The organism is Lactobacillus helveticus DSM 20075 = CGMCC 1.1877 (assembly GCF_000160855.1).
Lineage (GTDB): Bacteria > Bacillota > Bacilli > Lactobacillales > Lactobacillaceae > Lactobacillus > Lactobacillus helveticus.
Window position 1 is genome coordinate 64132 of sequence record NZ_GG700757.1, and the last position, 19339, is coordinate 83470.

The 19339-nt window shown below is 35.2% G+C and carries 14 protein-coding genes and 4 pseudogenes; 5 read left to right on the forward strand and 13 right to left on the reverse strand.

Annotated features, from left to right (window positions below; genetic code table 11):
• Positions 1-58 precede the first annotated feature (58 nt).
• The 8 genes and pseudogenes from HMPREF0518_RS07210 to HMPREF0518_RS07240 all read right to left on the reverse strand — a co-directional run bounded on the left by HMPREF0518_RS07210 (position 59) and on the right by HMPREF0518_RS07240 (position 6823).
• Complete coding sequence (locus HMPREF0518_RS07210; protein ID WP_003627474.1) at positions 59-664, reverse strand: LysR family transcriptional regulator substrate-binding protein; 606 nt, start codon at positions 662-664, stop codon at positions 59-61.
• A gap of 2 nt (positions 665-666) precedes the next feature.
• Positions 667-828 (reverse strand): hypothetical protein, encoded by a 162-nt coding sequence (locus HMPREF0518_RS10350; RefSeq protein ID WP_003627475.1) that lies wholly within the window; start codon positions 826-828, stop codon positions 667-669.
• Between the two features lie 15 nt (positions 829-843).
• A complete protein-coding gene (locus tag HMPREF0518_RS07215; RefSeq protein WP_003627476.1) occupies positions 844-2010 on the reverse strand; it encodes a GNAT family N-acetyltransferase in 1167 nt (388 codons plus the stop codon).
• A 120-nt stretch (positions 2011-2130) separates the two neighbouring features.
• Positions 2131-2667, reverse strand: coding sequence for a citrate lyase holo-[acyl-carrier protein] synthase (gene citX, locus HMPREF0518_RS07220; protein ID WP_003627477.1), 537 nt, complete (start codon positions 2665-2667; stop codon positions 2131-2133).
• 16 nt (positions 2668-2683) lie between these two features.
• Positions 2684-3616 (reverse strand): annotated as a pseudogene (gene arcC / locus HMPREF0518_RS07225) (carbamate kinase).
• Between the two features lie 2 nt (positions 3617-3618).
• Positions 3619-4655 (reverse strand): annotated as a pseudogene (gene argF, locus HMPREF0518_RS07230) (ornithine carbamoyltransferase).
• Positions 4582-5896: pseudogene (arcA, locus tag HMPREF0518_RS07235) on the reverse strand (arginine deiminase). Before arcA ends, argF begins: the two co-directional pseudogenes overlap by 74 nt.
• A 72-nt stretch (positions 5897-5968) precedes the next feature.
• Positions 5969-6823, reverse strand: a complete 855-nt coding sequence (locus tag HMPREF0518_RS07240) for a LysR family transcriptional regulator (RefSeq protein ID WP_003627491.1) — start codon at positions 6821-6823, stop codon at positions 5969-5971.
• Between the two features lie 128 nt (positions 6824-6951).
• On the opposite strand from HMPREF0518_RS07240, the gene HMPREF0518_RS07245 reads away from it, so the two are divergent.
• Entirely contained in the window at positions 6952-9225 is a 2274-nt protein-coding gene (locus HMPREF0518_RS07245) for an HAD-IC family P-type ATPase (RefSeq protein ID WP_003627492.1), read from the forward strand.
• A 68-nt stretch (positions 9226-9293) separates the two neighbouring features.
• On the opposite strand, the gene HMPREF0518_RS07250 is transcribed toward HMPREF0518_RS07245, so the two are convergent.
• On the reverse strand, positions 9294-9794 hold the full coding sequence (locus HMPREF0518_RS07250) for an SLAP domain-containing protein (RefSeq protein WP_003627493.1): 501 nt from the start codon (positions 9792-9794) through the stop codon (positions 9294-9296).
• A gap of 258 nt (positions 9795-10052) precedes the next feature.
• On the opposite strand from HMPREF0518_RS07250, the pseudogene cls reads away from it, so the two are divergent.
• The 3 genes and pseudogenes from cls (at position 10053) to cysK (ending at position 13284) form a co-directional block, all read left to right on the forward strand.
• Positions 10053-11414 (forward strand): annotated as a pseudogene (cls, locus tag HMPREF0518_RS07255) (cardiolipin synthase).
• A gap of 130 nt (positions 11415-11544) precedes the next feature.
• Entirely contained in the window at positions 11545-12339 is a 795-nt protein-coding gene (locus tag HMPREF0518_RS07260) for a homoserine O-succinyltransferase (RefSeq protein ID WP_012211991.1), read from the forward strand.
• A gap of 15 nt (positions 12340-12354) precedes the next feature.
• Complete coding sequence (gene cysK, locus HMPREF0518_RS07265) at positions 12355-13284, forward strand: cysteine synthase A (protein WP_003627498.1); 930 nt, start codon at positions 12355-12357, stop codon at positions 13282-13284.
• A gap of 143 nt (positions 13285-13427) precedes the next feature.
• On the opposite strand, the gene HMPREF0518_RS07270 is transcribed toward cysK, so the two are convergent.
• From HMPREF0518_RS07270 to lepA, 4 genes are all read right to left on the reverse strand, one after another.
• Positions 13428-13955 carry an adenine phosphoribosyltransferase gene (locus HMPREF0518_RS07270; RefSeq protein ID WP_003628968.1) on the reverse strand — a complete coding sequence of 176 codons (528 nt, stop codon included), beginning with the start codon at positions 13953-13955 and terminating at the stop codon, positions 13428-13430.
• A 104-nt stretch (positions 13956-14059) separates the two neighbouring features.
• Positions 14060-16333, reverse strand: coding sequence for a single-stranded-DNA-specific exonuclease RecJ (gene recJ / locus HMPREF0518_RS07275; RefSeq protein ID WP_003627501.1), 2274 nt, complete (start codon positions 16331-16333; stop codon positions 14060-14062).
• Between the two features lie 120 nt (positions 16334-16453).
• Positions 16454-17143 (reverse strand): class A sortase, encoded by a 690-nt coding sequence (locus HMPREF0518_RS07280; protein ID WP_003627502.1) that lies wholly within the window; start codon positions 17141-17143, stop codon positions 16454-16456.
• Positions 17144-17145: 2 nt separating this feature from the next.
• Positions 17146-18984: a translation elongation factor 4 gene (gene lepA / locus HMPREF0518_RS07285; RefSeq protein ID WP_003627503.1), complete on the reverse strand. Its 1839-nt coding sequence runs from the start codon at positions 18982-18984 to the stop codon at positions 17146-17148.
• A gap of 168 nt (positions 18985-19152) precedes the next feature.
• On the opposite strand from lepA, the gene HMPREF0518_RS10355 reads away from it, so the two are divergent.
• A partial coding sequence (locus tag HMPREF0518_RS10355; protein WP_003627504.1) for a hypothetical protein occupies positions 19153-19339 on the forward strand: 187 nt, incomplete at its 3' end.

The window sequence follows — 19339 nt, forward strand, 5'->3', positions numbered from 1 at the left end:
CTTAATTTTACAATCAGCGCATTTTTATTTTTACAGTATTTTGCTGTTCCAAGATAGATTAATATACTTTTTTAGCTAACAAAATAAAATCTTTAATTACTGCATCTTCATTGGTATAAAAAGCTGCAATCTTTTGCCACATTTGTTGTCCATTAGACAATAAAAACAATCGTTGTAAAGTATCATTACTAATTAAACTGGCGGTTGCTTCATTCATTAAAAAATATCCTGATCCAGAAGCTACTAACAATGCTGCCTCTTCTACGGAATTTGAAGCAATGAATGGGCTTCTAATCTGATAAATATCTTTAAATAAATGGAGTTCTGCAGCCTCTTCTTCAGGCTTAGCTACAATAAAACAGGTTAAATCAGCTAGATCATCTTTATTGATCATCTGAACACCGCTAGGATAACTACCCTTTTGCAAAATAGCCATTACTGCTTCCTGACCTAAGATTTCTTTCTTAAAATCGAGCTGATCATCGCGCAAATCACTAATCGCTAAATCAACTTCATTTTTGGCTAATTTATCAAAAGCTTCATCGTGTCCCATTCCAATTAATTCAATTTCTACATCAGAATGTTTTTGCTTAAATTGGTCTACAATTCGATCTAATTGTCTTCTACCAAGTTGGTTAAAGTATGCTATTCTCAATTTTTTCATAGTTAATTTTCATCCAATGGGGCATGACCTTCATCTGATATTTGTTTTTTATCTTTTCTAATTTGATATTTGTTGAACATAATCAATAGCGAAATAACCACATTTATTCCACTAACTACCACGCTTAAAAATTTTAGTAATCTAACTTTCTTTTGCTTACTCATTTTGGATACCTTCTTCTAAAAATAATCATAAAATGAGACTTTACCTTTTACAAAGTCCAACTTTTTAATTCGATAATCTGTGATCAAACCAAGTTTAATTGCGGATTCCATAGTTAAACGTCCTAATAAGATTTGAGTCCATGTTGTAATTGGACCAGAGAAATCAACTAGTTCATCTTCTTTTCGTTCACACTTAACTTGGTGATCATAATTAGTTAATTGCCAAACGCCAATATTCCATGGACACTGATCATCATAATTAACTTCGATGTTAAAAGTACCCTCTTGCAATGGGCGCATGCATGCCAAGACTTTTTGGAAATCAATAATTCTACTCATCATATATGGATGAAGTTGAATATCCAATTCATTTTGCTCTGGAAAAAGTTCAGCCAATAAAGACTTCTCATGCAATGTCATACAAAACTCTTTAATTGACCCTATATGAGCTGCCATAAAGCCTAATATGCTTAATAATCCTTGAGGCGTAATTGAATATAATTCATCAGCCATAAAACAGTTATCAATTATGCGATAAATCAAGTAGCTCATCGGCCGACCAGCTTCATCGAAGTAAACAGCAATCTCTCGATGATGATAATAATCATCTAATCTATTCCACCACCAAGCTTCTCTGATGATCGTATTTCTTTCATCGTCAGTATGCAACTGACGTTCATATAATTGAATCACACCATTTTGAACAATCAAATCATTCCATTTTCCACGAATTATCTTACCTTTGCGTGGTAATCTGAAAGAAGCAAGTGCAGCCCCCGAAAAGCGATATTCTTTTTGGTAAATACTATTGCTAAAACCATAATGACGATAAAATTTTTCTGAAAATGGAGCTAGATTTGCAACTGGGATTTTTTGATCATGCAAATCAAAAAGAATTTCTTTCATTAATTTAGATATATGTCCACGTCCTCTGTATTCAGGATATGATGCCACATAACCAATACCTGCCAGTGGAACATGATGACCAAATATCTCAGCTTTAAACTTATTGACCATCATATAACTGGTCAATTTTTCTTGATCAAAATATCCATATCCATCACTATGATCATATCGGGGCATAAAGTTACTATCTGTAGTCAAATCAGAATCTTTTAAAAAAGCATATTCAATCAATGAAGCAATTTGTTTTAAATTGTCTTGGTTTTTCTTTAATTTCATAGTTTTCCTTACAATATATATTCATAACTTTACTTATATTTTAGAACATTTTATGTATTTTTCGTTAGCTTTTTTTAAGATTTAAATGAAAAAACGGGATGATTAGCCTCCCATCCCGTTTTAATTATTTACATACTTCGCATATAAACTAGAAATGTATCTTTGCATCTCTTCTACTGAGTGTCGCCGTGATCGAGCACACTCTTTAGCAGGGCGATTGCATAAATAGCAGCGGCGACTAGAGTATTCAAGCTCTTGGCGTGAAAGTGCAGTTTTCCCTTTAATTAATACATCGGCATCAAATAATCGTCCTATTTTATTATTTTCTTCAAATAAAATTGTAGATAATTTAACTACTTTGCTAGATTCTCGCAAAACATAGAAATTTTCACATCCAGCATCATTATTTAATGCTTTTACTAATTTATAGTCATATCCATTATTCTGCCATATTTCTTCTAATTGTTTAATTCCGTAATCAAATAATTTGATTAAATATCGATTATTTTTAATTGGCCCCGGGATATTTAAGTTTATATCAACCAAAGTCGCATCAGGATACTTTTTAAAAATAGCTTGCTGCAAAGCTACACGATAATCTTTTCCAGCTAATACCTGAGCAATATTTTGCGGATTTCCTTCTTGAAAAATGTTCATTTATATCTCACCGCAGTTAATTATAAACAATTGTACCTACTCCATCATCAAGTTTACTTGCATTTCTTAAAGAAGTAATAATTGCAGTCTTTCCTGTTTTCTCTACGAAATCAATGACAGCTTCAATTTTTGGCTTCATGCTGCCTGCAGCAAATTGGCCAGCTTCTAGATACTTCTTTAATTGATCAATCTTTATTTTTCCAATAGGAGCTTGATCAGGTTGATTATAGTTCACGTAGGCATTGTCAACAGTAGTTAGAATAACTAATTCATCTGCTTGAATATCTTCAGCTAGTTTTGCGGCACTGAAGTCTTTATCAATTACTCCTGCTACGCCTTGCAAACTATCGTCTTTCACTACAACAGGAATTCCATCACCTCCGGCAGCAATAGGAACAAACTTGCTCTTTAGTAAAGTGTCAATGCCTGGTGCATTAATAATTTTAACGGGCTTTGGAGAAGAAACTACTTGACGATAGCCTCGACCTGTATCTTGCTTATAAGTATATTCAGGATGATAGATTTTTTACCTCTGCATTTCGTTAAATGTATAAAATGGGCCAATTAGTTTAGTTGGATTCTTAAAAGTTGGATCATTCGCATTAACTATTATCTGAGTAATTAAAGCAACAGCTTGATGTGGATAATTTGTATGTTTAAATTGATCGTCTAAGGCCTTTTGCATCCAATAGCCGATACTGCCTTGAGTCATTGATACTACTGTATCAAGCGGCATAGCGAGATTATCTTTACTTGAACCTTTGTATTGTTGCAAAAGCAAATTACCAACCTGCGGGCCATTACCATGAACAATCGCTACCTGATCACCATTTTCAATCATTTTAGCAACAACCTTCATTGTCTTTTTAACCTGCTTTTCTTGGGCAGCTGCACTATTATCACCTGCTTCAATAGCATTGCCACCGAAAGCTACAACTATTCTTTTCATCTTTATTTACTTCCTTCATCAACTGACGGAATAAACAAATTGCCCAAAGTAGCGGCCATTATTGCTTTGATAGAATGCAATCTATTTTCCGCTTCAGTAAATTGCCAAGCGTATTGAGAGTTAAAGACTTCATCTGTAACTTCCACTTCACTTAGACCATATTTTTCATAAATTTCTTTGCCAACTTTAGCAGTTCAATCATGAAACGCAGGCAAACAGTGCATAAAGATTAGTTGATCATCCGGGGTGCCTGTCATATACATCATATTCATTGTAACCGTGTAAGGCTTTAACAATTTGATTCTCTCACTCCAGTCATTTTCACCCATTGATACCCAGACATCAGTATAAATAATATTTGCACCTTTAACGCCTTGTTCAATGTCATCAGTAATCAAATTTCTTGATCCAGAATCTTTGGCAAAACCTTCTGCAATTTTTTGTACATCAGGGTGAGTGAATAAAGGCTTTGGCGTAACTATGTGTACATTAACTCCAAGCATGCTGCCAGCCACTAAAAGACTGTCGGCAACATTATCACGTCCATCGCCTACATAAGCTAAAGTAAGTACCTTTAAATGTCCAAACTTTTCTTTAATAGTCATAAAGTCAGCCAACATTTGGGTCGGATGCCATTTATCTGTTAAACCATTCCAAACAGGGACACCAGAATATTTAGCCAAATCTTCTACATCTTTTTGAGCAAAACCGCGATATTCAATGTCATCAAACATACTGCCCAAAACCTTGGCAGTATCTTCAATACTTTCCTTTTTACCTAAATGAATTTCACCAGCACCCATATATTCAGGATTTGCGCCTAAATCATTGCATGCAACTACAAAGGCTGAACGTGTTCTTGTTGAAGATTTTTCAAATAAAAGAGCTATATTCTTTCCTTTTAAATATTCATGCGGAATATTTTCTTTAGTTCCTTCAAATGAAGTGCAAAATCAATTAGATAGTTAAGCTCCGTTGGAGTATAGTCTTTGCATTTTAATAAACTTCTGCCTTGAAACACATTTTGTAAATATTTCATTTTGACGCCTCTTACAAATCTTCACGAACAAGTGGACATGACATACATCTTGGACCTCCACGGCCACGAGAAAGCTCACTTGAATGAATTTCATGAACTAAAATGCCATGCTTTCTTAACAAATCATTTGATACATAATTACGATCATATGTAACGACTTCACCTGGCGCAATAGCCAAAGTATTCGAGCCATCATTCCACTGCTCTCTTGGGGCTGCAATTGCATCCCCACCTCCGGTTGGAATTAGGTCAATCTCCGATAAGTGCAAATAATTCTTTAACACTTTGATCAAATCAGTTTCTGGGGTAATTTTAATCTCACCATGATCATCTTGCTCTAAAACATAAATATCAATCTTTCCTGATTTGTCTAAAATAAAAGGATGAACAGTACACTAATCATAATTAATCATTGTAAAGACTGTATCCAGATGCATCATGGCATGATTATGTGGTATTTTAATTGCTAAAATTGTGTCATAACTAGAATGACCAAACAGGCTATGAGCAAGGTCAGTGATTGCGGCAGCGGAAGTTCTTTGAGAAATACCGATTGCTAAAAACATGATTGTTTAAAATCAGCTCATCGCCACCTTCTAAACGTCCATGAGTGTAACGATCACACCAAATAGGAATATTGGCATTTTTAAAGTCGGGATGATGCTTTAAAACGGTTTCCATAAATAATGACTCACGTCTTCTAGCTCTAAACGTCATTCTATTAATAGTCATGCCATTACCAATAGTTGCTTGTTGATCACGAGTAAAATACACATTTGGCATTGGATCCAAATAAAATGGATAATCTGGATTTTCAGCTAGATCGGCTAATGAAGGAGTTGCATTTTGCATTTCATTTTTTCTAATACCAGCAATTATTTGCTTAACCATTTCATTTACTGGCATTGCTATTAAATAGTCCATCAGTAATTGATGTAATGGATCTTCTTTTTTATATTGGATTCTTCTAATAATTGATCTACAAATTTTGTACGGACATCTTCATTAGTCAAAGAGTGAGCTAATAAATCTTCTAAATAAACGACATGAACTCCCTATTTTTCCAAAGTGTGGGCAAAATAGTCATGCTCTTTTTGAGCTATTTTTAAATATGGAATATCGTCAATTAACATTCGATTTAAGATATCCGGTGAAAGATTTTCTAATTCTCTTCCCGGTCGATGCAGCATAACTGTTTCTAATTTGCCAATTTCGGAATAAACATGAATTAAGTCAGTCATTATAGCGCCTCCTAATTCAAATTATGTATCAGCTTACAATAATTAAGGATCAATTAGGTAGAAGTTACAATCTTAACGGCTTAGTGAATCTATTATTCTTTTCATTAAAGGCGTCACCTTTTGATCCTTGCGCCTCACTAATTGCAAATGCGTAATCCAATTACTATATTTAATAGGAATAAGATCATCAGGTGCATACGTAGAAGCAATAGATTCAGGAACAAGAGCAATCCCCATTTTTCTCTTCGCCCAAGTAATCGCTGTTCTAGAATCATCACATTTAACAGCATAAAACGGCTTAATCCCATGATGAGCAAAAGTCTGGTTAAAAATTTCTTCAAATCTTCGATAAATAATGAGGGGCTGCTCATTTAGATCTTTAATCCTTAATCCCGTCTTATCCTTAAATTTGGGATCAACAGTAACTGCCATCATTCTTTCAGTAGTTAAAGTTTTTGCATTTAAGCCATTACGATTATAAGGCGTACGCACAATTCCTAAATCGATTGTCTTCTTTTCCAATTTATCGATAATGCCAAAGGTATTATCTTCATAAATATCAAAGTTGATTTCCGGATAAAACTTAGTTAAATCTTGAAAACTTTTCATAGGAATTAGTCCAGTTGATGATGAAGCCATGCCTATTGCAATCGTGCCTAGTTCACCTGAAACAGTTTTATGAACCTGATTTTTCACGCTTTCTGATAAAGAGAGAATTTCACTAGCATAGCTCTGCAAAATTTGTCCAGCATCTGTTAATTCAATTCCATGAGCAGTACGCTTAAATAATTGTGCTCCTAGTTCTATTTCTAGTTGCTTTAATTGATAACTCAGCGGCGGTTGTGCAATGTATAGTCTTTTAGCTGCTGAAGTGATTTGCTTTTCTTTGGCTACTACTAAAAAGTAGCGTAATTGTTTAATATTCATTAATAATCTATCTTTTTTATTTTAGTTGTATCTCTTATTAAAAATTTCTATATCTTATATTTTAATTTAGTATTTTCATTCAAACAACATATGTGCTACTTTATTAAGGTAGATTTGGAGGGAATAAAATGTCTGAAAAATTTCATGGCTTAACTCAAGCCGAAGCAGATAAGAGACTTAAGGAAGATGGGTTAAACGAAGCACCTGAACCCGAATACAACTTTTTTAAGGAATTTCTATCAAAATTATGGAATCTTTCTGCCTGGGTTCTAGAAGGTGCCTTAATCCTCGAATGTATCTTAGGCAAATGGATTCAATCTTTGTTCGTCTTGTTGATGCTTCTTTTTGCGGCTTTTAACGGTGCATCCAAGAAGAAACAGTCACGGCGGGTATTAAATACCATTTCACATAAGCTAACCCCTAAGGTGGCTGTAGAACGCGATGGTAAGTGGATCAAAATTGACTCTAAGCAATTAGTTAGAGGCGACTTAATCTCACTTCAACGTGGAGATGTACTTGCAGCCGATGTAAAAATGGTTAGCGGTAAGATCGCCTGTGATGAAAGCTCAATTACCGGTGAATCTAAGCCCGTTAAAAAGAACATTGATGACACAGCTTATGCTGGTACTACTGTTGTTGAAGGCGATGGATTAGCAATTGTTACTGCAACTGGTAAAGATTCAAGAAGTGGTAAGACCATTAACTTGATCAACAATTCAGCTGCACCTGGTCACTTGCAACAACTTTTAACTAAGATTATTTACTACCTTTGCCTACTTGACGGTGTACTTACCTTAGTTATTATCATTGCTTCATTCTTTAAGGGTGGTAATTTTGATACGTTTATCAACATGTTGCCATTCTTAGCCATGATGTTCATCGCTTCAATTCCGGTTGCGATGCCGTCAACCTTTGCATTGTCCAATTCATTTGAAGCAACCCGTTTAAGTAAAGAAGGCGTCTTAACAGCTGATTTAACTGGTATCCAAGATGCAGCTAACTTAAACTTGCTTTTACTTGATAAGACGGGAACAATCACTGAAAACAAAACTGCAGTTGCTAGTTGGAGCAATTTAAGCGATTTGCCAGATAAAGATGTACTTGCTTTAGTCGGTAGTGCAACTGATAAGCGCAATGCAGGTATCATTGATATCGCCATTGATGAATACTTAAAAGAAAACGATATCCCTGTCATGGACGTTGAACACTTTACCCCATTTACTTCTGACACTGGCTATTCTATGGCTGAAGTAGATGGTCACAATGTTAAGTTAGGTTCATTTAAGCAACTTTCATTAATCGATAAGAATGCAAATGAAGCAGTTGAAGGCATCAATTTTAAAGCTGGACGCTCAGTTGCCGTGTTAATTGATGACAAACTTGCGGGAGTATTTATCTTACAAGATAAAGTAAGAAAGGACTCTAAGGCTGCTTTAGCAGAACTTAAAAAACGGGGCGTACGTCCAATCATGTTAACTGGTGATAATCAAAGAACTGCCGCAGCAGTCGCTGAACAAGTTGATTTAACTGGTAACGTTATCTCTATTCATGACTTTGATGAAAGCACCGATATTGATGAATTAGCAGGAATTGCCGATGTTTTACCTGAAGATAAACTTAAGATGGTTAAATTCTTCCAAGAAAAAGGTTATATCGTTGGTATGACTGGTGATGGTGTTAACGACTCTCCTGCTTTAAAGCAAGCTGAAGTTGGTATTGCTGTTTCTAACGCTGCCGATGTTGCCAAGCGTTCAAGTAAGATGGTGCTTCTAGATGATGGCTTAAGCTCTATTGTTAAAATTCTTGATGCTGGTCACCGTGTATATCAACGAATGACTACTTGGTCACTTGCTAAGCTCGCCAGAACCGCCGAATTAACTATGCTTTTAACCTTCGGCTATCTCTTCTTCAACTATATTCCAATGGCATTAAATGCTATGGTTATTTACACAATCATGAATAACATGGTTACCATGATGATTGGTACCGACCGTACCCATATTACTTACAAACCAGAAAATTGGAATATGGCAAGGTTAGCCAAAATCGCATTCTCTCTTGCTGCAGGTTGGACAGTTATCGGTATCGCTTTTTTCAGCTACCTCAACATGCATGGCTGGAGTCACAATTCTATCTCTACCATGGTCTATGTTTACTTAGTTCTAAGTGCAATGTTAATTGTATTAATTACTAGAACTCGTAAATACTTCTGGCAAGATTATCCATCTAAACTTGTAGGTATTGTTCAAATTGCCGATGTCGCATTAACCTTTATTTTAGCTTTATGCGGTTTAGCAATGGCTCAAATTAGTTGGCAAAACTTATTAATTACCGTTGTGGTTGCATTAATTGCAGCAATTATTATTGATTTGATTTATCAACCAGTAATGAAAAACAGATAATTAACTTAAAACAAAAACACTCTGAAAACTAAATTACTACAATGTAGTTTTCAGAGTGTTTTTTTTGATTAATAATTAGTAACTGTAGTCAAGGCATTCAAAGCCTTAACATATTCACCATCAGCAATTTTGATAAATGGTTTTTCATTAATTTCTTTATGGCCTAAATAGTTAACCTTAGCACCACGCTTTAAAAATTTGCCTGGGATTTTTTCACCATTCTCATCATAAACAAAGGAATGCTTTTTGATTCTATTAACTACTTTTACAGTAGTCTTCATATATGGCAAGAAGGCTTCTTCCTTAACAAATCTATTTTTACGAATCTTTACATAAGTATTACCATTAATTACTTTTATGGCACGTACTTTGTAAAGCTTTCCCTTTCTTAAATGTCCAACTTTAACACCATGTCTATTATAAACAGTAGCATTTCTAGTTAGATTTAATCTCTTACCTTGTCTAACTGGATTAGTAACAACTGCATCAACGCTTTGTGTAGTTGCTGCGCCTAATCCAATAACTGCTAACATTATACCTGCAGCAGAAATAATTTGTTTTCTCATCATAATCCACCCCCGTAGTGTTTATACCATTCTCCATCCCTTATTTTATCAAAAATTATCGAATTGGAAGCATTTTTTACTCATCTGTTTTATAACTATTTGCTTAATTCTGCTAAAATTATTTATAACACTACTTAATTCATGATTTTAACTTGGGATATAATCCGTAGGACTATCGAAGTCTTATGGATTATCAATATTGCGTTTGCTGTATGGACGGTCTTTAGAAGTCGCCGCAGCGTTGTTGCAACTTGGGCATAGATGCTTGTATTAACCGTTCTGCCCGGTATCGGTTTTATCCTATATCTTTTCTTTGGTCGTCAGCTTTCACATGATGAAATCTTTGCTATTCAAGAAGAGCAAAAAAAGGTACAAAGACATTATTTAGCTGAGCAACGCGACATGCTTAAAGAGCACGATCTTCTACCTGAAAAAGAGCGTCTTCCACGAGTAAGAATGCTTTCGGAACTAAATCTTAACAACGATGATGCGATTTTAACTTTTGATAATCAGGTCAAAGTATTTATTTCTGGACCAGAACTTTTTGACCAAATGATTACTGATATCAAAAATGCCAAAAAATCTGTCAGCTTAGAATTATATACTTTTTATTCTAACCAATTAGGGCATCGTGTTTTAAAAGCCTTGGAAGAGGCTGCAGCTAATGGTGCTAAGGTAAGAGTAATTTATGATACCTCTGGATCAAGAGGCACTAAGCCAAGCTTTTTTGACCATTTAAGGGCGGCGAAGCTCAGCCATTTATTTCCACTTCAAAAAAGCACTGGTTTACTACCCCACGACTCAATTACCACTTACATAGAAAATTAGTTATTATTGACCACCATATTGGCTATATTGGCGGATTTAATATTGGAGATCAATATGTCAATAAATCACCAAAATTCGGTCATTGGCGGGATACCCATTTACGTGTAATTGGGCAATCACCAATTCTAATGGAGGTCCGGTTTGCAATGGACTGGAACACGTCAATCAGAAGAACAAATTTACCTAAATTTGAATTAAAGGAACTTAAACCATTTACTGTCAATCGAAAAGATATCAATGATAATAAAAATGTCGCTATGCAAATTGTTTCCTCAGGACCTGATAATCAACATTACGGCATCAGACGAGGCTGAGGGAATTATTGCAGGAGCTAAAAAATACATTTATATTCAAACGCCTTATTTAATTCCCGAAGAATCAATTCTTGAAGCCTTAATTATCGCTGCTAACAGCGGTATTGATGTTCGAATTATGGTTCCTTGCATGCCCGATCATCCATTTGTTTATCGTGCTACAGAATACTATGCTAAGTATTTAGTAGCCCATGGCGTTAAAGTATACAAATATAATGATGGTTTTATTCATGCAAAAACTATGGTTAGCGGTTCTAATATTTCTTCAGTTGGTTCCGCCAATCAAGATTTCCGAAGCTATACATTAAACTTTGAGGTAAACTCATTCAACTACAACCCTGCTTTAACTCAAGAATTAAAGAAAATTTTTGAGAAGGACTTAGATAAATGTACCCTTTTAACTAATGACTACTTTGCTCAACAATCATCATGGTTAAAATTTAAGCAATACTTCTCAAGATTATTATCACCTATTTTTTAATGAAAAGCCCTCTATCGGTCTATCCGATGGGGGTTTTACTTTGTATTTTAAAAATGCAGTTTTATTTCTTTACTTATTTTTTATAAGTTATATAATAATGATAACTATTAAAAAGTAAGGAGGATAAAACTTGGCTAATAGAGTAAAAATAGGCGTTTTGAATTTAATGCACGATAAGTTAGATACTCAACAAAGATTTGCACGCGTTTTGCCAGATGCAGACCTGACTTTCTTTTATCCACGTATGCATTATCAAAATCGTCCTGTCCCACCTGAAGTTGCAAAAACTTCCCAGCCATTAGATCTTAATCAAATCAAAGAGTTTGATGGCTTTATCATTACGGGCGCACCTTTAGATCATCTTGATTTTGATCAAGTTACCTACATCGAGGAAGTCCGATGTTTGCTCCAACTATTAGATAAATACAAGTTGCAGCAATTATATTTTTGCTGGGGTGCAATGGCCGCTTTAGATTATTTTTACAATATTCAAAAAAGAATTTTATCGAAAAAAATCTTTGGTGTTTTTCCTCATTTAATTATCGAACCACATCCTTTATTAAATGGACTCAGCAAAGGATTTATCGCTCCACATGCTCGTTACGCTGAAATGGATAAAACACAGATTATGCAAGATCCACGATTAACCATTAATTCAGTTGACGATAATGGGCATCTATTTATGGTCTCTTCTTTAGAAAAGCCTGAGCAAAATTTTATTTTCTCTCATATCGAATATGGCCGAAAAGGCCTTAAAAAAGAATATGAAAGAGAGATTGCTGCACATCCAGAGCGACATTATAAGAAGCCAGAAAATTATTCATTATCAAATCTATTGTTTCAATGGAAAGATACTCAGAAAACATTTTTCAATAACTGGCTAACTCAAGTTAAAAAAAGCAAATTAGTATTATTAGATAAATAAAACGAGGCATACATTATGTCTACAATTTATAATTCAGTTACAGAACTTATCGGCAACACTCCATTACTTAAGTTGAATCGCGTTGTACCTGACGACGCGGCAGATGTCTATGTAAAGTTAGAATTTGAAAACCCAGCTGGTTCAATTAAAGACAGAATTGCTTTAGCTATGATCGAAAAAGCTGAACGTGAAGGCAACCTAAAGCCAGGTGGCACAATTGTAGAACCTACTTCAGGCAATACCGGTATCGGTTTAGCCATGGTTGCTGCAGCTAAGGACTATCACATTATTATTGTTATGCCAGAAACTATGAGCGTTGAGCGGCGTAAATTAATGAAGGGCTATGGTGCTGAACTTATTTTGACACCAGGTGCAGACGGTATGAAGGGTTCAATTGCTAAGGCCGAAGAATTAGTTAAAGAGAAAGGCTACTTCATGCCAATGCAATTTGAAAATACAGAAAATCCTAATATTCATGAATTAACTACTGGTCCAGAAATTATTGCCGCAATGAATGGTATCGGCAAATCCGTTGATGCCTTTGTTGCTGGTGTTGGTACTGGTGGTACTTTATCAGGAATTGGACATGCACTTAGGCGTGAAAATCCATCCACTAAGATATTTGCACTTGAGCCAACTGAATCTCCACTCTTAAAAGATGGAAAAACAGGTAAACATGGTATCCAAGGTATTGCCGCAGGTTTCATCCCTAAGAATTTAGATAAGGATATCTACGATGATATAATTACAGTTTCTACTGATGAAGCAATGGCTACAGCTCGTGAAGTAGCTAAAAACGAAGGCTTCTTACCTGGTATTTCAGCTGGTGCAAACATCCATGGTGCAATCGAAATTGCTAAAAAGTTAGGCAAGGGACATGCTGTGGTTACTGTAGTTCCAGACGGCGGTGATCGTTACCTTTCAACTGCATTATTTAATGCTTAAAACTTAATTTCTGTAAACAAATACTCCTAAGTAAAATTTCCTTAGGAGTATTATTTTTATTTCTGTTGATTGTGCACCAGTCAATGTTGGTACAACACTTTTAGTATAATGACCTTTACTAATTAGATCAATATTGAATTTATTTAAGCACCATGATATTGCACTAAGCTGTAAATATCAACATCAGGCAACTTTTCTCTACCCTTTAAATCAGGCAATTCAATGTAAAATGCAGCACCTACAAGCTTACCACCAAGATTTTCAATTAATTCCTTAGAAGCTCTTAAAGTACCTGCAGTAGCCATTAAATCGTCACAGAGAACAACTCTTTGGCCAGGCTTAATTGCATCTTTATGCATTTCAAGGCTATTTGAACCGTATTCCAAGTCATATGAAGCACGTTCAACTTCTCTTGGCAACTTATGTGGCTTTCTTGCTGGAACAAAACCTAAGCCTAACTCAGTTGCAACAGGACAGCCTACAATAAAGCCACGTGCTTCAGGACCTACGATTACATCTGCCTTTCTACTCTTTGCATATTCTGCCAATTCATGAGTAGCAATACGATACAATTCACCATCTTGCAAAATAGGTGTAATATCGCGAAAGACAATTCCCTTATTAGGAAAGTCCTTAACACTTGCAATATATTTACTAAAATCAATCGCCATAAGAAGAAAAACCTCCATAATTCTGTGCGTTTGTATTCAAACACTTTTGACTTGTATATTTTACCAAAGATTTGTTATAAAAGTACTGAAATCTTGATATTTATCTATCTTTTTACCAAATTATTAACATATGTAATTAATTTTTGAGTAGGCATCGTTCTTAGTTGATTAATAAATTTAATTTGTGAACTCGTTGCCATTAAATATTTAGAAGCTGTCAATGGTTGCTTCTTTGGATTAGACTCACCAACTAATTTTTGATCGTCTAATTTAACAAAACCTAATTCAAAGAATACTCGCAAAATAAACAATACACTATCATAATCCAAACCTAGATATGGTGCTACAGTGCGATAGTCTTCAGGCTTTAATGCTGGATGGGCATAAATATACTTTAACACTTTTCCGAAATAACTCTTTGCTGGAATTTGTTCAACAGGTAACTGATCTAATAAAAAGCATAAATAAATTTGTTGATAATCTTTTTTTAAAGCTGCATTTAATTCCACTTGATTGCGAGGCACATCAAGCAAAGCTACTGTTTCACCCGATTGATCATAATCTTTAACCAAGCTAATTTTATCATCATCAATTTGAAGGCTATTCTTAACAATTGGAATATTCTTTTTGTCAAAAAGCAAATAACGATCTGCAAGGCCCATGACAAATTTCTCTTGTCTTAAATCAATTACTGATGTTGGCACAGCTAATTTTGGGGATGCAAAGGCTATTCCTTCCATGATGCCTTGCAAAGATACTTGTTTGCGATAAGTATTCAAAGAGAGAGTAACAAAGATTTTTGAAATAAATGGTAACAAATTATTATTCAAATAATCCTTATTAAATCCCACAATTGCTAAATTGCCGTCTTTTTTATTAGCTATTAATTTAACATGATTCTTATCTTTTCCTATTTTGAAAAAGTGTGTAATAGTTGGATCCGAAATACTAAAAATTGGCTGCGGATCACCAGTACCAAATGGTCCCACTTGATTAATTTGAGCCAAAGTTTGAGGTGATAAGTCATGCATAGGCAATTCCATATCGTACTCTTTAGTCTCTAAACCACCGTCAACATGAAAATCGGCTTCAAACTTTTCCCGTAGGTCATTTACTTTATCTTCTTCCATGGATAAACCACAAGCAAAATCATGACCTCCAAATTTGGTCAATAGACTTTCTTTTAACGGATTAAGAGCATCAAATAAGTTAAAACCACTGAGTGAACGACCTGATCCCTTAATCTCCCCTTCATCGTTTTTAGTTAAAACAATTGTTGGTTTATGCAGTTTTTCCACTATCTTGTTAGCAACAAGCCCCAAAACTCCTTCATGAAAATCAGGATCATATAAAACTAAAGTATTTTGCTTTTGCCAACTATTTTCACGAACTAATTCCATGCAGCGATCGTAAACCTCAGTAGTTAGCTCTTTACGCTTATTATTTAAGTCTTCAATCTGATCTGCGATCTTCTGTGCCTCAAGATCATCATCACTAAGCAAAAGCTCTACTGCCAGATTAGCATTAGCCAAACGTCCAACAGCATTAAGTCTAGGAGCAATATTAAAGCCTACATCTGTCTCATTAATCGTTTCTAGCGTTAAACCGGCATTTTTGATAAGCGCTCTTAAGCCCGGTCGTTCGGTTTGATTAAGAACATCTAACCCACGTTTTACAATAATATGGCCTTCACCAGTAACTTTAACCATGTCACCAATAGTACCGATCATTGCTAAATCTAGCAATTCTGGTACAGGATCCTGCATAAGCTCACGACAAATTGTATAAGCTACACCTGCACCACAATAATCATCAAAAGGATATTCTTGACCAGGATAATTACAGTGAACAATTGCATAAGCATCTGGCTTATTTTCTTGAAAAGTATGGTGATCCGTAATAATAGTATCAACGCCATGTTCTTTAGCGTATTCAACTTCTTCAATCCCCGTTACACCATTATCTACGGTAATAATTAACTTTGTGCCATCAGCTACTATATCCTTGTAGCGATCAAGATTAGGGCCATATCCGTCTTTAAAGCGATCTGGTATAAAGTAATGAACATCCGCACCCAAAATGCTTAATGCTTCAGTCATAATTGTAGTAGCAGTAATCCCATCAGCATCATAATCACCATAAATAGTAATTTTTTCACCATTATCGATCGCTTGATTAATCCTATCGACAGCTTTATCCATATCATGCATTAAGGATGGATCAGTTAAGTTTTCTTCGGTTGCATTAAACCAAAAATCTAATTTTTCATCAGTATTGATACCACGTAATGCAAAAAGCCGTGCGGAAATTGGACTAAGCTGATACTTTTCTACTAGATCTGGCGCCAATTCTTCAGCTGTTCTTTGTTGCCACTTCATTACTTAAAAAACACCTTACATTTCATAAAAAATTAAAAGGCACTCACAACTGAGTGTCTTTATTGAAAAATCTAATTCTTATTTTAACGCAAACTTGGTCTGCATAAAAGTTCGGGGATCTTATTTCATTTTAAAGACCCGCAGGTTATCAGCGGTTGCTTTTTCTGTTTTGATCAAATTTCCGCGAATAGCCCAACGATTGGCACCCCCATCGGCACAGGTAATTAAAGTTACTATTTTCTTCTTAGTATTATTAACTAACCAAACAGCTGATGGATCAACAACCTTTTTCATATAAATTCGGTAAACATAAACCTTCTTTAAATTAGTAAGGTAAATTAATTCACCTTTTTTGACATCTTCTAGTGGTGAAAAGAGAATTCCTTTAGCAGTCATATAGTGACCAGCTAGCGGATAATTGCCTTCTCCCATTTTTTGATCTGCACGCATCGTACCGCCACCAGTAGACATAGCATCATCTGACATCCCTAACATTACAGGTAAATGCGTGTTTACATCAGGGATAGCTAAAGCGCCAATGGCACCCGATGTCTTTTTTATTTGCAATCTTGTAGCTTGGGCCATATCCATCGACTTTACTTTGCTAAAATCATACATCCCTTTTTTACGTTGATTCTTTTCAACTTCTGTTTTAGTCAAGCTAGTTAAAGTCGATTGCTGGTTATGACTAATCATGTGATTGCTAATTTGTTTATTGAAGATTAGAACCACACCAACAATTAGCAAAATGACCGCAAGAATTCTAATGACGATTGTACTAACACTGGTTTTACGTTTATTTTTTGCCATTTTTACTTACCTTTAATATCGTCGTCATTCATCTTAAGTACAGCCATAAAGGCATCTTGAGGTACTTCTACCCTACCAACTGCCTTCATCCGTTTCTTACCACGCTTCTGCTTTTCCAAAAGCTTAGCACGACGATCTGGGTCACCAGTATGAATCTTCCAAGTAACATCCTTACGGTATGGCTTAATAGTTGCACGAGAAATAATTTTGGCACCAATAGCACCCTGGATATCTACTTCAAAGTTTTGACGTGGAATCAACTTCTTAAGCATAGAAGTCATTTGACGTGCACGCTCTTGTGCTTCTGATCTATGAGCAATGAAACTTAAAGCATCAATTGGTTCCTTGTTAAGCAAAATATCAATCTTAACCAAATCAGTTGAACGGTATCCGGTAATTTCATAATCAAGAGAAGCATAACCCTTAGTTGAAGACTTCAAGTCATCAAAGAAGTCAAAAATAATTTCAGCCAATGGCATATTGTAAATTACATTAACACGATACTTATCAAGATAATCCATAGTGACAAATTCACCACGTTTGCGTTGACATAATTCCATTACTGGACCAACGAAGTCATTCAGTACCATGATTTCTGCTTTAACATAAGGCTCTTGTACTTCTTGATATTCACCTGCATCTGGTAAATCAGATGGGTTATCAATTACCTTTGTAGACCCATCGTTCATAATTGCATGATAGTCAACACTTGGAGCAGTCATGATCAAGCCCAGATCAAATTCTTGCTCAAGTCTTTCTTGCACAACATCCATATGAAGCAACCCTAAGAAACCACAACGGAATCCAAATCCTAACGCAGTTGAAGTTTCAGGTTCGAATTCCAAAGCTGCATCGTTTAATTGCAGTTTTTGCAAGGCTTCTTTTAAATCATCATAATCTCGGTTATCAACTGGGTACATACCGGAATAAACCATTGGTGGAATCTGACGATAACCTTCAAGTGGTTCTTCAGTTGGATTAGTTGCATCAGTAATAGTATCACCAACACGAGTTTCACGAACTGATTTAATATTGGCAGTGATATAACCTACATCACCAGCAATTAAAAGATCCTTCTTAACTGGATGAGGGTTTGAAACACCTACTTCGGTTACTTCATATTCCTTACCCGTGTTCATAATTTTAATTCTATCGCCAGGCTTAACCACACCATCTTCAATTTTTACAGACATAACTACACCACGGTAATCATCGTACTTGGAGTCAAAAATTAAGGCTTTAAGTGGCGCTGTAATATTGCCAGATGGTGCAGGAATATCCTTGACCACCTTTTCCAACATATCTTCAATGCCTTGACCAGTCTTACCTGAAACTTCAGCAGCTTCTGAAGCATCTAACCCCAACATTTCTTCAATTTCTTCCTTAGTTTTAGGAATATCTGCAGAAGGCAAATCAATCTTATTAATGACAGGTAAAATCTCCAAATCATCATCGATGGCTACATAAGTATTGGCCAAAGTCTGGGCTTGTACACCTTGAGAAGCATCAACAACCATTAAAGCACCTTCACAGGCTGCTAGTGATCTTGACACTTCGTAAGAGAAGTCTACGTGTCCTGGTGTATCAATCAAGTGGAAAATGTAATCTTCTCCATCCCTAGCATGATATTTAACTTCAACAGAGTTCATCTTAATAGTAATGCCACGTTGCCGTTCAAGTGGCATATCATCAAGCATTTGATTTTTAAGTTGGCGCTGACTTACTGTATCGGTTAATTCTAGAATTCTATCAGCGATCGTAGATTTACCATGGTCAATATGTGCAACTATGGCAAAATTACGAATATGCTTTTGATAATCTTTTAATTTTTCTAAATCCATAAATTTATTCACCCTTTACTATCCTTAATATTATAGCAAAGGTCCCTAATCTTATAAAACGAATAGGTGTACAAAAATCAAATCTATTATATAGTAAATTTAGTGAGGTTATATTATGAAGGTCAAATTTGAAAAGGGTTATAAATCATTTTTAAAAAACATTACCATATGCAAAAAATAGCTAAACAAAAAATTGCAACCGCCATTGAAAAAGAAACTAATACTGGTATGACTAAAGTAAAATTAGCGATCAGAAATGAAGTCAATGGTTTACCATGTTACGAGTTTAGATTGAATTTAGGAAAAATAGGTTCTGTTAGAATTGCATTTACTGTTTATAATGATTTAGCTACTA

Coding starts and splice junctions, on each gene's coding strand:
- HMPREF0518_RS07240 (WP_003627491.1), bottom strand. CDS start 6,823: ATGAATATTAAACAATTACGCTACTTTTTAGTAGTAGCCAAAGAAAAG.
- HMPREF0518_RS07280 (WP_003627502.1), bottom strand. CDS start 17,143: ATGGCAAAAAATAAACGTAAAACCAGTGTTAGTACAATCGTCATTAGA.
- citX (WP_003627477.1), bottom strand. CDS start 2,667: ATGAACATTTTTCAAGAAGGAAATCCGCAAAATATTGCTCAGGTATTA.
- HMPREF0518_RS07245 (WP_003627492.1), top strand. CDS start 6,952: ATGTCTGAAAAATTTCATGGCTTAACTCAAGCCGAAGCAGATAAGAGA.
- recJ (WP_003627501.1), bottom strand. CDS start 16,333: ATGAAGTGGCAACAAAGAACAGCTGAAGAATTGGCGCCAGATCTAGTA.
- cysK (WP_003627498.1), top strand. CDS start 12,355: ATGTCTACAATTTATAATTCAGTTACAGAACTTATCGGCAACACTCCA.
- HMPREF0518_RS07250 (WP_003627493.1), bottom strand. CDS start 9,794: ATGATGAGAAAACAAATTATTTCTGCTGCAGGTATAATGTTAGCAGTT.
- HMPREF0518_RS07270 (WP_003628968.1), bottom strand. CDS start 13,955: ATGGCGATTGATTTTAGTAAATATATTGCAAGTGTTAAGGACTTTCCT.
- HMPREF0518_RS07210 (WP_003627474.1), bottom strand. CDS start 664: ATGAAAAAATTGAGAATAGCATACTTTAACCAACTTGGTAGAAGACAA.
- HMPREF0518_RS10350 (WP_003627475.1), bottom strand. CDS start 828: ATGAGTAAGCAAAAGAAAGTTAGATTACTAAAATTTTTAAGCGTGGTA.
- lepA (WP_003627503.1), bottom strand. CDS start 18,984: ATGGATTTAGAAAAATTAAAAGATTATCAAAAGCATATTCGTAATTTT.
- HMPREF0518_RS07215 (WP_003627476.1), bottom strand. CDS start 2,010: ATGAAATTAAAGAAAAACCAAGACAATTTAAAACAAATTGCTTCATTG.